A 14,321-nucleotide genomic window follows, 5' to 3' on the forward strand; every position below is an offset into this window, starting at 1 on the left:
TCGATCTCGTGGGGCCGGTCAGGCCCCGGTGTTCACGGGGGGAGGCGGGTGTCAGATGCCCAGCAGCTTCTTGATGCGCGACGCGTCGTTCTTGGCGACGTCGGTCGTCCCGGAGAGGCGGCGGGTCAGCTTGCTGGACTTCTTCTCCAGCAGGTGGCGCTTGCCGGCCTTCTCGCGGATCAGCTTGCCGCTGCCGGTGACCTTCACGCGCTTGGAGGTCCCGCTGTGGCTCTTGTTCTTGGGCATTTGTCGTCCTTGGTCTCGTGCAGCCACCGGGGTGGCGGCGGCCGTGTTTGCTCCCGGGCCCGGCGAGGGGCCCGGGAGGTCACCGGCCCGAGGGCCGGGAGATCACTCCTCGACGGAGTCCGCCTGGGCGTCCTGCTCCGCCTGGGCGTCCTGCTTCACCGGGCGCGTCTTCGTGGTCTTGTGGGGGGCCAGCACCATGATCATGTTGCGGCCGTCCTGCTTCGGGTTGGACTCGACGAACCCCAGCTCCGCGACGTCTTCCGCGAGCTTCTGCAGCAGTCGGTAGCCCAGCTCCGGCCGGGACTGCTCACGGCCGCGGAACATGATGGTCACCTTGACCTTGTTCCCGTGCGACAGGAAGCGGGCCACGTGGCCCTTCTTCGTCAGGTAGTCGTGCGGGTCGATCTTCGGGCGGAGCTTCTGCTCCTTGATGACCGTCAACTGCTGGTTGCGGCGCGACTCACGGGCCTTCTGCGCGCTCTCGTACTTGTACTTGCCGTAGTCCATGAGCTTGCAAACCGGCGGCCGAGCCTGCGCGGCGACCTCGACGAGGTCGAGATCCGATTCCTGGGCGAGTCGGAGGGCGTCCTCGATGCGAACGATCCCGACCTGCTCGCCGTTCGGCCCGACCAGTCGAACCTCGGGCACGCGGATGCGGTCGTTGATGCGCGGCTCGGTGCTCACGGGAACACCTCGGTTCGAGGGACTTGTCATTCACGTCCTTTGTAACTCGTTGTGCGCCGAAGACAAGAGGCCCCACACCTGCCCGGTGTGAGGCCCGCTTCCGACCGATCGCACAACGAAGGGCGCAGTCCACCCCTCGCAGGACCGGACCCGGCCACCTGCTCGAAGCGGCGGACGCGGGTGGGAGCGGGGCTCCACTTGCCGTCCCCACACGGGTGGGGACTGGTCGCTCGAAAGATGGTAGCAGACCGTCTTGTCAACCCCCGAACCGGCGAGTCCCGCGGCGGGGTTGCGAGAATGGGCCCGTGACCGACCTGCCTCCGAACAACGTCCGCGAGCTGTCCGACGTCCCCAGCGTCGAGGTGATCAGCAAGGCCGCGGTCATGCTGCTGTCCTCGGCCGCCGAGCGCCTCGGGCTGGCGGACGAGGACCCGGCGTCGAGCCCGCGCCGCGACCTCGACGAAGCCCGCCGCCTGATCACCGCCCTGGCCGGCCTGGTCACCGCGTCCGCCGAGTACCTGGGCCCGCACGCCGCCCCCATGCGCGACGGCCTCCAGTCGGTCCAGCGGGCCTTCCGCGAGGCGTCCGCCTACCCCGACGAACCGGGCCAGGGGCCGGGCGAGAAGTACACCGGCCCCGTCTACTGACCTCCGGCCGGACCTCCGCCGAACCTCCCCGAATCACCCGATCGAGGTGCTCCGGGGAGGTTTGGCTGTCTGAACGCTGAACTCACCCGTCCTGAACGTACGACACGGTGGTCCTGGACGTACGACTCGCGCGGGGGGCCGAAGGTGGGTGTGCGGGAAAGGTGGGGTGCGGGGCGGTGGGGTGAATAGGGTCGGGGAGTTCGCGCGAACTGCTTGGCCTCTTACCCTGCTGGAGGGAGAACGGGTTCGATGGAAGAGTTTCGCGCGCCCCGGAAACGGGTGATCGGTATCGGTGCGGCCGTGGTGACGGCCGCGGCGTTGACGCTGGTGGCGGCACCGGCGCAGGCCGCCGAAGGGGTGGTCAGGGATGCCGGCGCACCCGGTGCGGTGGCCGGTAGTTACATCGTGGTGGTAAAAGACTCCATTGGTGTTCAAGCACTCGCGGAAAAGGTGGACGCGGAAGTCACGCATCGTTATGGCGCGGCCCTGCACGGGTTCGCCGCGCGGATGAGCGAGCGGGCCGCCCGCGTGCTCGCCGCCGACCCGGCGGTCGAGTACGTCGCGCAGGACCGGGAGGTGCGGCTGCTGGCGGACCAGCCGAACCCGCCGTCCTGGGGCCTGGACCGCGTCGACCAGCGCGACCTGCCGCTGAACCGGAACTACAGCTACGCCACCACGGCGGCCAACGTGCACGCCTACATCATCGACACCGGCATCCGCACCACCCACGCGGACTTCGGCGGCCGGGCCACCTTCGACGTCAACACCAGCGGCGACGGCAACAACTCCGACTGCAACGGCCACGGCACCCACGTCGCCGGCACGGTCGGCGGCAACGCCCACGGCGTCGCCAAGGCCGTCCGCCTGCACGGCGTCAAGGTGCTCAACTGCGCGGGCTCCGGCACCATCGCGGGCGTCGTGGCGGGCGTGGACTGGGTGACCGCGAACGCGCAGAAGCCCGCCGTGGCCAACATGAGCCTCGGCGGCGGCGCCAACGAGGCCCTCGACGCGGCCGTGCGCAACTCCATCGCGTCCGGCGTGACCTACGCGGTCGCCTCCGGCAACTCGAACGCGAACGCGTGTTCCTTCTCCCCCGCGCGGGTGGCGGAGGCCATCACGGTCAACGCCACGGACACGGCCGACAACCGGGCGACGTTCTCCAACTGGGGCAACTGCACCGACCTGTTCGCGCCGGGCGTCGGCATCACCTCCGCGTGGCACACCGGCGACACCGCCACCAACAGCATCAGCGGCACGTCCATGGCCTCGCCGCACGCCGCGGGCGCCGCGGCGCTGCTGCTGGCCGGCAACCCCGGCGCCACCCCGCAGGCGGTGCGGGACGCGCTGGTGGGCGCTGCCACGCCGAACAAGGTGGTCAACCCGGGCACGGGTTCGCCCAACCTGCTGCTCCACACCGCCGCCGGCCCGCCCCCGCAGCCGGGCCGCGACACGCTGGTCCGCGGCGAGAGCCTCCAGATCGGCGACACCAGGGTCTCGCGGGACGGCCGGTACACGCTGGTCATGCAGGGTGACGGCAACCTGGTCCTCTACGCGGCCGGCGGCCAGGCCCTGTGGCACACCTCCACCCACGGCACCGGGGCCACCCACGCGGTGCTCCAGCAGGACGGCAACTTCGTCGTCTACACCGCCGCGGGCGTGGCGAAGTGGCACACCTCCACCCACGGCACGGCGGCCGACCGGCTGGTCGTGCAGGACGACTCCAACCTGGTCCTCTACGGGCCGTCCGGACAGGTGTTCTGGCACCGGCTCGGGTGAGCGGCAGATGACGCGGTAGGTGACGCGGTAGGTGGTACGGCGGGGCCGGGGTCGTTCGACGACCCCGGCCCCGTGCTCGACCGGGTGCGGCCGCAGGGTGGGCAGGGCACGCGGCTGCGCAGAACGCGCGCTGGTCAGGGCGCGCTGGTCAGGGCGCGCTGGTCAGGCCCGCCGGCTGGTCACGGCCGTACGCCGCCCGCCCGCAGCAGGCGCGCCGCCAGGGCCTCGACGACCTCGGGGTCCCCCCGCCGCCACCCCTCCGCCGGGTCCTCCGGGAACGCCGCCAGGTCGCCGGGCGACAGGGCGTTCAACGCGCGCAGGGCCAGCAGGTCGGTCCGGCCGCGGTCGCGCAAACGGCGCAGCGCCGCCGCGTGCCGGGCGAACCGCAGCCGCAGCGGCAGCCAGGTGACCAGCAGGAACGCCACCGGCACCACGATCAGCGCGACGGTGAGCCACAGCGCCGAGGTCTCCACCGCCTCGACCTGGGTGGCGCCCGCGTCGGTCAGCGTGCCGCCCGCGTTGCGGCCCCGGTCCAGCGCCTCACCCAGCCGACCGCCGACCAGCGGCACGTCGCGCGCGTTGGCCGCTGCCTCGCCGAACGTGTCGCTCAGGTTCCGGCCCGCGTCGGCCAGGCGGTCGCCCGGCGCGCGCAGGGCGCGGACCGCGTCACCCGCCGCCGACGCCGACACCGCCCAGAACCACACCCACGCCACGGCCAGCAGGTCGGCCACCACCTGCCGCGCGAGGCGGGCGGGTCGGTCCGCGTACCACTTCATGTCGAAGTCTTATCAGTCCGACCCGCCGGTCCGGCAGGTCCCCGCAGGCACCGACCGGGAAGGACGGGCCGGCCGGTTGCCCTGGTGCGCCCGTCGGCGAGGCCACGGGACGGGTGTGGTCCGCCAGACCATTAATGTCGTGGTGTGGGGACGACGTTCGGTGACTTGCTGCGCGCGCACCGTTTGCGGGTGAAGCTGACCCAGGAGGAGTTGGCGGAGGGGTCCGGGGTCAGCGTGCGGGCGATCAGCGACATGGAGCGCGGTCGGGCGAAGGGGCCGCAGCGCCGCACGGTCGAGGCCCTGGCGGGGGTGCTGGCGCTGGCCGCACCGGAGACCCGCGAACTGCTCGACGCGGCCAAGGAGGGCCGCGTGCGCCGCCCGCCGGACGTGGCGCCGTCCGCGCTGCCGCCGGACGTCGTGGACCTGACCGGGCGCGAGGAGGAGCTGGTCGCCCTCTCCGAGGTCGCCGACCGGGCGCGCACCACGTCGCTGGTGGTGGTGCACGGCCCGCCGGGCGCGGGGAAGACGACGCTGGCCGTGCACTCGGCCTACCGGCTCGCGCCGCGCTTCGCCGACGGGTGCTTCTTCTTCAACCTGCGCGGGATGGACGTGCGGCCGCTGCACCCGTCCGAGGTGGTGCACCGGATGCTGCTCGCGCTCGGCGTGGTCGAGAAGCAGGTCCCGGGCAGCGAGGCCGAGCGGTCCGACCTGTACCGGGCGCTGATGCGCGAGCGGTCCACGCTGCTGGTGCTGGACAACGCCTCGGACGAGGCCCAGGTGCGCCCGCTGCTGGCGACCGGCCGGTCCTCGCTGGTGCTGGTGACCTCGCGGCAGGTGCTCGGCGGCCTGGAGGCGAGCAGCCGGCTCGGCCTGGACGTGCTGGACCCGGTGGCCTCGTTCCGGCTGCTCGGCTCGATCGCGGGCCAGGCGCGGGTCGGCGCGGAACCGGTGGCCGCGGCACGGGTGGCGAAGCTGTGCGGGCACCTGCCGCTGGCGCTGCGCATCGCGGGCAACCGGCTCGCCAGCCGTCCGAAGTGGACGATCGGGCACCTGGCCGGGCAGCTGGTGGACGAGCGCCGCAGGCTGTCCGCGCTGACGGCGGGCGACCTGCGGGTGCGCACCGCGTTCGAGATGTCCTACCGGCAGCTCAGCGACAAGGCGGCGGTGCTGTTCCGCAGGTTGTCGCTGGTGCCCGGCGCGGACTTCGGGCCGGACCTGGCCGCGGTGCTGGCCGACGTGGACCGGTTCGCCGCCGAGGACACCCTGGAGGAGCTGGTCGACATGAGCCTGCTGGACACCGCCGAGGTGCCCGGCCGGTACGTGTTCCACGACCTGATCCGGGTCTTCGCCGGTGAGCGGCTGGTCGACGAGGAGGCCGCGCCGGTGGTCGGCCAGGCCCGGCGGCGGGTGGTGGACTGGCTGCTCGGCACGGCGGTCGCGGCGGGCGGGTTCTTCGGGCCGGACGCGCGGACCACACCGGTGGGCGCGCTGCACGGCCCGGAGGACGCCGAAGCCTGGCTGACCGCCGAGACCGCGAACTGGCTGGGCGCGCTGCGGTGGGCGCGGTCGGCCTCGCTGCACGAGGAGGTGCTGGAGCTGGCCACGGCCATGCACTGGTACTCCGACCAGCGCGGCCGGGCCGAGACGTGGGAGGAGGTGTTCACCGCGGGCGTGGCCGCGGCGCGGGAGCTGGGCAGCGTGCGGGACGAGGCCGTGCAGCTGAACTTCCTGACCTGGACGCTGGCCGTGCTGATGCGCCGGTACGCCGACGCGCTGGCGCTGCACGACGAGGCGTGGCGCGCCGCGGTGGCGGCGGGTGACCTGCGCGAGCAGGGCTGGGCGGTGCACTACCGGACGGTGTCGCTGCTGCGGTCCGGGCGGCTGGAGGAGGCGCGGGTCGACGCGCGGCGGGCGCAGGAGCTGTTCCGGCGGGCCGGGTACCCGCTGGGCGAGCACATCTCGCTGTCGTGCCTGGCGCTGGTGCTGCACGAGCTGGAGAACTACGAGGACGCGGTGCTGGTGCACCGGGAGCTGCTGGGCCGGGTGCGGTCGGGCGAGCTGGACCTGGCGCCCGTGATGGCGGTCGAGATGGCCGGGACGCTGCTGATCCGGCAGGCCGGCAGCCTGGTGCGGCTCAGCCGCTGGTCCGAGGTGCTGGCGGCGGCGGACGACGCGCTGGGCTCGTCGTCCGCGGCACCCACCCGGTGCGGCGCGCTCCACCTGCGCGGCCTGGCGCTGCACCGGCTCGGCGACCCCGCGGCGGCGCGGCCCGAGCTGGTGCGGGCGGTCGAGCTGGCCGAGGCCCACCACGACCACCGGCTGCCGGCGGTGCTGGACGCGCTGGCCGACGTGCTCGACGACCTGGGCGACCCGGTCGCGGCCGGCGGGTTCCGCGACCGGGCCACCGAGGTGCGGTCATCCGATCGGTGATGCGTTCCTCGCCATCGCCGGGTCCTTCCGTGCCGTGCTCTCGGGGGTGCGCCAAGTCAACCCCCGGCCGGCGCCCCGGCGCCACGCAGAACGACCGGCAGAAGTACGTGATGTCGCCCATTCGGGACAGCGGGGGTGCCGGCACCCTGCTCACGTGACGAAACCGGACTGGTCACCCAGGGCTCGGCGCAGGGCGCGGATCTCCCGGCGCAGGCGCGTCGCGCGCGTGGGGCTGCTGACGCTGGCCACCGCGACGTCGGTCGTCGCGGTGGTGCCGGTCCTGGTGGCCGCGCTGGCGCTGCTGACCGCGGACCTGACCCGCTTCCTGGCCCCGAGCCCGTGGTTCGGCCGGAACGTCGCGGTGGCCGCCGCGTGGTGCGCGGTCGCGGCCGGGCCGCTGTGGTTGGCGTCGCGGCGCTTCCGGGAGCGCCCGCGCGACCGGCCGGCGGGGTGGGGGGCCCTGTCGACGGCCGAGCGGACCTCGCTGGCCGCCTCGCTGGCCACGGTGGTGGCGCTGGTGTTCGCCGGGATGTCGCTCCAGGTGACCCGGGACCAGGTGGAGCTGACCGCGCGGGGGCAGCTGGGCGACCGGTACGCCGAGGCGGTCCGGGCGCTGGCCTCGGACCGGGCCGAGGTGCGCATCAGCGGCGCGCTGTCGCTGGAGCGGATCGCGCTGGACCCCGCCGAGGCCGACCACGCGTTCGACCTGCTCGCGGTGTTCCTGCGGACGCGGGCGGCGCGGCCCGCGAGCGGCCCGTGCGACCCGGCGGTCGACCCGGTCGGCGAGACGGGGGTGATCGCGGGGGTGCTCGCCCGGATGAGCAAGCGGCACGGGAGCGGCGACGCCGACCTGCGGGGCACCTGCCTGCGCACCACCGGGTGGGAGGGGGCCGACCTGGACGGCGCCGACCTCCGCGAGGCCGACCTGAGCGAGGCGGACCTCGGCGGCGCCCGGCTCGTCGGCGCGCGGCTGGCCGAGGCGAGCCTGGCGGGCGCGGACCTGGCCGGGGCGGACCTGAGCGGGGCGAGCCTCGCGGGCGCCGACCTGACCGGGGCCGACCTGCGGCACACCGACCTGACCGGCGCGGTGCTCACCGGGGCGGACCTGAGCGGGGCGAACGTGCAGCACGCGAAGCTGCCGCCGAACGCCCCGCCCCACTGACAGCGGCCGCTACCCGACCACGGCCAGGGCGTCGATCTCCACCAGCAACCCCTCCGGCAGCCCCACGTACACCGTGGTGCGCGCCGGGAACGGCTGCTCGGTCACGAACTTCCCGTACGCCTCGTTCATCTCGGCGAAGTGGGCGGTGTCGGTCAGGTAGACGCGCAGCATCACCACGTCCGCGAGCGAGGCGCCGCCCGCCTCCAGCACGGCGACCACGTTGCGCAGCGCCTGCCCGGTCTGCTCGGCCACGGTCGTGCCGACGACCGACCCGTCGGCCGGGTCGAACGCGACCTGCCCGGCCACCTGGAGGATGCCGCCCTTGCGGACGCCCTGGGAGAAGGCGGCCACCGGGGTGGGCGCGGAGTCGGTTCGGATTTCGACCTTGGACATGCGTTTCCTCTCTCAGTCGCGCGGCGACCAGCCGCACTCGACAGACGCCGCCCGCGCGGTCGCGAGCAGGTCGGGCAGGTGGCCCAGCAGGCCGTCGAAGTCCAGCAGCACCTTGGGCACGGACATCGACACGGCCGCGACGACCTCGCCGCGCGGGCCGCGCACGGGGGCGGCGACGCAGTGGATGAAGTCCTCGTGCTCGGCGTTGTCCACGGCGTAGCCGGCGGCGCGCACGCGCTCCAGCTCGGCCAGGTAGGCGGCCGGGGTGGTGATGGTGTTCGCGGTCAGCGGCACGTAGTCGATGCCGTCGGCGACCTCGCGGCGGCGCGGCTCCGGCAGGTCGGACAGCAGCACCTTGGCCACGGCGGTGCAGTGCAGCGGGGCGCGGCGGCCGATGCGGGAGTACATGCGCATCGGGTGGGTGCTGTCGTACTTGTCGATGTAGATGACCTCACCGTCCTCGTAGGACGCGAGGTGGACGGTGTAGCCGGTGCGGGCGTTCAGCTCCCGCAGCGCGGGCTCGGCGCTGCGGCGCACGTCCCGCTCCTCCAGCGCCAGGTGCGCCAGGTCGAACAGCGCGGTGCCCAGCCGGTAGTGGTGCACGCCCTCGCGCTGCACGAACCGGTGGGACTCCAGCGTGCGCAGCAGCCTCAGGGCCGTCGACTTGTGGACCCCGACGACGCCGGCCAGCTCCTCCAGCGTCTTCGGCCCGGTCGCCAGGTGGCCGACCAGGGTCAGCGCCCGGCTCAGGCTCTGGCTCATCCACGTCTCCTCAGGTGTGCGGCGGCCCAGGTGGGCGCGTCCGCGTCCAGCAGCGGCGCGGTGACGCTCGCCGGGAGCGGTTCGCCGACGTCCTCCCTGGTCAGCAGGGCGGCGGCGGCCTGGAGGTGCCCGGCGCGCAACCGGCGCGCGGGCTCGTCGCCGGCCAGGTGCGCGGCGAGGTAGCCGGCCGCGAACGCGTCGCCCGCGCCGACCGGCTCGACCACGTCCACCCGCAGCCCCTCCTGGAACGTCGTCGCGCCGCCCTCCACCGCGGTGGCGCCCCGCGCGCCGTGCTTGACCACCAGGGTGGCCGGGTCCGGCAGCAGCTCGCGCAGCCCGTCCGGGTCGCCGGTGCCCCACACGGCCTGCGCCTCGTCGGACCCGACCAGCACGACGTCGGCCGCGTTGGCCAGCTCGCGCAGCACGGAGGGGTCCCGGTCGCGCCACAGCGCGGGTCGCCAGTTCAGGTCGAACGACACCGGCGCCGCCCGGGGCCGGGCCAGCACCGCGCGCAGCAGCGCCAGGCAGCTGTCGGAGAGCGCCGCGGTGATCCCGGTGACGTGCACCAGCGCCACCCCGGCCAGGTCGAGCCGGTCGAGCACCTCCGGTCCCATCGCGGAGGCCGCCGAACCGCGCCGGTAGTAGCGCACGGGGCTGCCCGCCGCGTCGGCCTCCTTGACGTACAGGCCGGTCGGCCGCTCGGGGTCGACCCGCACGGCGCTCACGTCCACGCCCGCGCCGCCCACCGCGTCGAGCACCGCGCCGCCGAACGCGTCGTCGCCGACCGCGCCGACCCACCGGCTGCGCACGCCGAGCCGGGCGAGGTGGACGGCCACGTTGGACTCGGCGCCGCCGATCGCCCGCAGCCAGGTGCCCACCGCGCGCACCGGGCCGGGTTCGGCGGGCACCAGTACCGCCATGGTCTCGCCGAGGCACACCACGCCACCCGGACGGTCGACCCCCGGTAGCTCGAACCGCATCGGCGCTCCTCCTGGAAAAAGGTCTGACGGTCACGCTCGATTGACGGGGCGGCGAGCGAATGTTACACACTTTGACATCACATCGCGCAATAGCCGTTGCGAAATATGCAACGTGAGGAGCGAGCACGTGGACCTCGACGCTGTCGCCGCCATCCGCCGGGACCGGGTGGACTGGCGGTTCAAGGGCCTGCCCGCCGACGTGTTCGGCGCGACGGTCGGGGAGGTGGCCGACCGCCGCCTCGACCTGTTCGCCGACGGGTTCGTCGGACCGCTGGTGGTGCTGGACGCCGCGGCGCTGGAGCACAACCTGGGCACCATGGCGCGCTGGTGCGCCGACCGCGGCGTGCTGCTCGCGCCGCACGGCAAGACCACCATGGCCCCGCAGCTGTTCGCGCGCCAGCTGGCGCACGGCGCGTGGGGCATCACCGCCGCCAACACCAGCCAGCTGCGCGTCTACCGGGCGTTCGGCGTGCGGCGGGTGCTGCTGGCCAACCAGCTGGTCGACCCGGCCGGGCTGCGGTGGCTGGCGCGCGAGCTGGCCGCGGACCCGGACTTCGAGTTCGCCTGCTGGGCGGACTCCACCGCGGCGGTCGAGCGGATGACCGAGGCGCTGGGCACGCCGGAGCGGCCGGTGGACGTGCTGGTCGAGCTGGGCGCGCCGGGCGGCCGGACCGGCGCCCGCGACCAGGCCGGCGCGGTGGCCGTCGCCCGCGCGGTGCGGGCGAGCCCGGCGCTGCGGCTGGCCGGCGTCGGCGGGTACGAGGGCGCGCTGGCGCACGACGCCACGGTGGAGTCGCTGTCCGTCGTGGACCTGTACCTGGACGACCTGCGCGCGCTCGCGGTCGGGATCGCCGACCTGTTCGAGGTGGACGAACCGATCGTCACCGCGGGTGGCAGCGCGTACTTCGACCAAGTGGCCGCGAAGATCACCCGGGAGTGGCCCTTCCCGGTGCGGCCGGTGCTGCGCAGCGGCGCGTACGTCACCCACGACGACGGCTTCTACCGCGGCATCTCGCCGCTGGGCCGCACCCCCGGCGCGGAGCCGTTCCGCAGCGCGCTGCGGGCGTGGGCCCAGGTCACCTCGCGGCCGCAGGACGACCTGGCGCTGCTGACGCTGGGCAAGCGCGACGCGTCGTTCGACGAGGGCCTGCCCGAGCCGCAGGTGGTGCGCGGCCGCGACGGGGTGGAGCGGCCGCTCGACGCCGAGGTCACCGCGCTCAACGACCAGCACGCGTTCCTCGCCCTGCCCCCCGGCTCCGAGGTCGCGGTGGGCGACTGGGTCGGTCTGGGCCTGTCCCACCCGTGCACGGTGTTCGACAAGTGGCAGCTCATCCCGGTGGTCGAGGGCACCACCGTGGTGGACCTGGTGCGCACCTACTTCTGACCACCCGGACTTCTGACCACCCGGACTTCTGGGCACCCGACTTCTGGGCACCCGACTTCCGAGCACCCGGACTCCGGGGAGAGGCGGCGACGTGGACATCGTCTTCAGGGGCGCGCGGGTCGTGGACGGCACCGGCGCGCCCGGGTACCTGGCCGACGTGGGCGTGCGCGACGGGCGGATCGCCGAGATCGGCGCGGACCTGGGCGGGAAGCGGGTGGTCGAGGCCGACGGCCGCGTGCTCGCGCCCGGGTTCATCGACATGCACTCGCACTCCGACCTCCAGGTGCTGGCCGACCCCGCGCACCTGGCCAAGGTCTCCCAGGGCGTGACCACGGAGGTGCTGGGCCAGGACGGGCTGTCCTACGCGCCCGTCGACGACGACGTGCTGGCCGCGATGCGCGCCCAGCTGGCCGGGTGGAACGACGACCCGGCCGGGTTCGACTGGAACTGGCGCTCGGTGGGCGAGTACCTCGACCGCCTGGACCGGGGCATCGCGGTCAACGCCGCCTACCTCGTGCCCCAGGGCACGCTGCGGGTGCTGTGCGTGGGCTACGAGGACCGGCCCGCCACGCCCGCCGAGCTGGACCGGATGCGCGAGGTGCTGGCGACGTCGCTGCGCGAGGGCGCGGTGGGCCTGTCCTCCGGCCTGACCTACACCCCCGGCATGTACGCCGACACCGCGGAGCTGACCGAGCTGTGCCGGGTGGTCGGCGAACTGGGCGGCTACTACTGCCCGCACCACCGCAGCTACGGCGCGGGCGCGCTGGAGGCGTACGCGGAGATGGTGCGCGTGTCCCGCGACTCCGGCTGCCCGCTGCACCTGGCCCACGCCACGATGAACTTCGAGGTCAACCGGGGCCGGGCGGGCGAGCTGCTGGCGCTGCTGGACGACGCGGCCGCGGCCGGCGCGGACATCACCCTGGACACCTACCCGTACCTGCCCGGCGCCACCTACCTGTCCGCGCTGCTGCCCAGCTGGGCCGGCGAGGGCGGCCCGGACGCCACGCTGGCCCGCCTGACCGACCCGGCGGCCAGGGAGCGGATCCGCGCGGAGATCGAGGAGACCGGCTCCGACGGCTGCCACGGCGTGCCGGTGGACTGGGCGACCATCGAGGTCAACGGCGTGCGGCGGGAGGAGAACGCGCACCTGGTCGGCCTGTCCGTGGCCGAGGCCGCCCACCGCGCCGGCCGGCCGCCCGCCGAGCTGTACTTCGACGTGTTGGTCTCCGAGCGCCTGGGTACCTCGTGCCTCATGCACGTCGGCCACGAGGACAACGTCCGGGCGATCATGCGGCACCCCGGGCACACCGGCGGCAGCGACGGGCTGCTGGTCGGGGACCGCCCGCACCCGCGCGCCTGGGGCACCTTCCCCCGCTACCTCGGCCACTACGTGCGCGAGCTGGGCGTGCTGGGCCTGGAGGAGTGCGTGCACCACCTGACCGGGCGGCCCGCGCGCCGGCTGCGGCTGGCCGACCGGGGCCTGGTGCGGGAGGGGCACGCCGCCGACCTCGTGCTGTTCGACCCGGGAACCGTCGCCGACACGGCCACCTTCGACGAGCCCCGGCAGGTCGCCGCGGGCATCACCCACGTCGTCGTCAACGGGGTCCCCGTGGTCGACGAGGGCGGGCGGACCGACGCCCTGCCCGGCAGGTCACTGCGAAACCCCCGGAGCGGCGCATGATCGACTGGTTGCAGCACTCGACGGGAGGGCTGCTGACGCTGTCCGCGCTCAGCATCGCCCTCCTGCTGGCGATGATCATCAGGTGGAGGGTCGAGCCCTTCATCGCCCTGATCATCGTCGGCCTGCTGGTGGCGCTGGCCGCCGGCGTGCCGGTGGAGACCCTGGTGGGCTCGGCGCAGAAGGCGTCGGAATCCCTGCTGGAGAAGGGTTTCGGCGGCATCCTCGGGCACGTCGCGGCGATCATCGGCCTCGGCACGCTGCTGGGCGCGGTGCTGGAGGCGTCCGGCGGGGCCGAGGTGCTGACCCGGTCGCTGCTGCGCGCGTTCGGCGAGAAGCGGGCGCCGCTGGCGATGGGCCTGGCCGGCCTGATCTTCGGCGTGCCGGTGTTCTTCGACATCGGCATCTTCGTGCTCGCGCCGCTGGTGTACGTGGCCGCCAAGCGCAGCGGCCGGTCCATCGTGCTCTACGCGATGCCGCTGCTGGCCGGCCTGTCGGTGATGCACGCGTTCATGCCGCCGCACCCCGGGCCGGTCGCCGCGGCGGGCCTGCTGGGCGTCGAGCTGGGCTGGATCATCGTCATGGCGCTGGCCGTGGCCATCCCGTCGTGGTTCGTGGGCGGCGTGCTGTTCTCCTCGTGGGTGGGCAAGCGGCTGGACGTGCCGGTGCCGGAGGAGATGCTGGCCGCGGCCGAGAAGGCGCGCGGCGACCAGGCCAAGGGCGAGCCGCCGCTGGGGCTGGTGCTGGGCATCATCGCGGTGCCGCTGGTGCTGATCCTGGCGGGCACGTTCGGCAGCATCCTGCTGGAGCGCGGTTCCCTGCCCTACGGCGTGCTGACGTTCTTCGGCACGCCCGCCGTGGCGCTGACCATCGCGGTGCTGCTGGCGTTCTGGCTGCTCGGCTTCCGCCGGGGCATGACGCGCGAGCAGGTCACCGAGCTGTCCGGCGCGTCGCTGCGGCCGGTGGCGATGATCCTGCTGGTGGTCGGCGCGGGCGGGTTCTTCGGCGCGGTGCTCGCCGCCACCGGCGTGGGCAAGGTGCTCGCCACCTCGCTGTCCGACCTGGGGCTGCCGATGATCGCGCTGGCGTACGTGATCAGCTGCGGCCTGCGGATCGCGCAGGGCTCCGCGACCGTGGCGATCGTGACCACGACCGGCATCGTGGCGCCCGTGCTGGATGGGCTGGACTACTCGCAGCCGCAGCTGGCGCTGGTGGTCATGGCCATCGCGTCGGGCTCGATCATCGCCTCCCACGTCAACGACGGCGGGTTCTGGATCGTGTCCCGGTACTTCGGCCTGTCGGTGAAGGAGACGCTCCAGACGTGGACCGTGCTGGAGACGATCCTGTCGGTGGTGGGCTTCGTGGTGGCCGCGCTGCTGAGCCTGGTGGTCTAGCCGGCCGTC

The 14,321-nt window shown here is 74.0% G+C and carries 13 protein-coding genes; 7 read left to right on the top strand and 6 right to left on the bottom strand.

Annotated features, from left to right (window positions below):
* Positions 1–51 precede the first annotated feature (51 nt).
* Both rpmI and infC read right to left on the bottom strand, forming a co-directional pair.
* Positions 52–246, bottom strand: coding sequence for a 50S ribosomal protein L35 (gene rpmI / locus Q5530_RS17995; RefSeq protein ID WP_380634196.1), 195 nt, complete (start codon positions 244–246; stop codon positions 52–54).
* A gap of 102 nt (positions 247–348) precedes the next feature.
* Positions 349–960 carry a translation initiation factor IF-3 gene (gene infC, locus Q5530_RS18000; protein WP_415363686.1) on the bottom strand — a complete coding sequence of 204 codons (612 nt, stop codon included), beginning with the start codon at positions 958–960 and terminating at the stop codon, positions 349–351.
* Positions 961–1,235: 275 nt separating this feature from the next.
* Here infC and Q5530_RS18005 point away from each other — a divergent pair, with 275 nt between their 5' ends.
* Together Q5530_RS18005 and Q5530_RS18010 are read left to right on the top strand one after the other, a co-directional pair.
* Positions 1,236–1,577 (top strand): DUF1844 domain-containing protein, encoded by a 342-nt coding sequence (locus Q5530_RS18005; protein ID WP_415363688.1) that lies wholly within the window; start codon positions 1,236–1,238, stop codon positions 1,575–1,577.
* 450 nt (positions 1,578–2,027) lie between these two features.
* Complete coding sequence (locus Q5530_RS18010) at positions 2,028–3,353, top strand: S8 family serine peptidase (RefSeq protein WP_415363689.1); 1,326 nt, start codon at positions 2,028–2,030, stop codon at positions 3,351–3,353.
* Between the two features lie 179 nt (positions 3,354–3,532).
* Here the strand turns inward: Q5530_RS18010 and Q5530_RS18015 are convergent, their stop codons facing one another.
* Entirely contained in the window at positions 3,533–4,129 is a 597-nt protein-coding gene (locus tag Q5530_RS18015; protein ID WP_415363690.1) for a hypothetical protein, read from the bottom strand.
* 144 nt (positions 4,130–4,273) lie between these two features.
* On the opposite strand from Q5530_RS18015, the gene Q5530_RS18020 reads away from it, so the two are divergent.
* Complete coding sequence (locus Q5530_RS18020; protein WP_415363691.1) at positions 4,274–6,559, top strand: ATP-binding protein; 2,286 nt, start codon at positions 4,274–4,276, stop codon at positions 6,557–6,559.
* 154 nt (positions 6,560–6,713) lie between these two features.
* On the top strand, positions 6,714–7,721 hold the full coding sequence (locus tag Q5530_RS18025) for a pentapeptide repeat-containing protein (RefSeq protein ID WP_415363693.1): 1,008 nt from the start codon (positions 6,714–6,716) through the stop codon (positions 7,719–7,721).
* A 9-nt stretch (positions 7,722–7,730) separates the two neighbouring features.
* Here Q5530_RS18025 and Q5530_RS18030 read toward each other — a convergent pair whose 3' ends face one another.
* The 3 genes from Q5530_RS18030 to Q5530_RS18040 are packed head-to-tail and all read right to left on the bottom strand — an operon-like array spanning position 7,731 to position 9,856.
* The gene (locus tag Q5530_RS18030) at positions 7,731–8,114 is read right to left on the bottom strand and encodes a RidA family protein (RefSeq protein ID WP_380634184.1); all 384 of its coding nucleotides are present in this window, start codon (positions 8,112–8,114) and stop codon (positions 7,731–7,733) included.
* Between the two features lie 12 nt (positions 8,115–8,126).
* Positions 8,127–8,876, bottom strand: coding sequence for an IclR family transcriptional regulator (locus tag Q5530_RS18035; protein ID WP_380634181.1), 750 nt, complete (start codon positions 8,874–8,876; stop codon positions 8,127–8,129).
* Complete coding sequence (locus Q5530_RS18040) at positions 8,873–9,856, bottom strand: sugar kinase (protein ID WP_415363695.1); 984 nt, start codon at positions 9,854–9,856, stop codon at positions 8,873–8,875. Before Q5530_RS18040 ends, Q5530_RS18035 begins: the two co-directional genes overlap by 4 nt.
* Positions 9,857–9,983: 127 nt before the next feature.
* On the opposite strand from Q5530_RS18040, the gene Q5530_RS18045 reads away from it, so the two are divergent.
* From Q5530_RS18045 to Q5530_RS18055, 3 genes are all read left to right on the top strand, one after another.
* Positions 9,984–11,240 (top strand): amino acid deaminase, encoded by a 1,257-nt coding sequence (locus tag Q5530_RS18045; RefSeq protein ID WP_415363697.1) that lies wholly within the window; start codon positions 9,984–9,986, stop codon positions 11,238–11,240.
* A 91-nt stretch (positions 11,241–11,331) separates the two neighbouring features.
* Positions 11,332–12,921, top strand: coding sequence for an N-acyl-D-amino-acid deacylase family protein (locus Q5530_RS18050; protein ID WP_415363699.1), 1,590 nt, complete (start codon positions 11,332–11,334; stop codon positions 12,919–12,921).
* On the top strand, positions 12,918–14,312 hold the full coding sequence (locus tag Q5530_RS18055; protein ID WP_415363701.1) for a GntP family permease: 1,395 nt from the start codon (positions 12,918–12,920) through the stop codon (positions 14,310–14,312). Before Q5530_RS18050 ends, Q5530_RS18055 begins: the two co-directional genes overlap by 4 nt.
* Positions 14,313–14,321 lie beyond the last annotated feature (9 nt).

The organism is Saccharothrix sp. BKS2, from assembly GCF_047689505.1.
Lineage (GTDB): Bacteria > Actinomycetota > Actinomycetes > Mycobacteriales > Pseudonocardiaceae > Actinosynnema > Actinosynnema lopnurensis.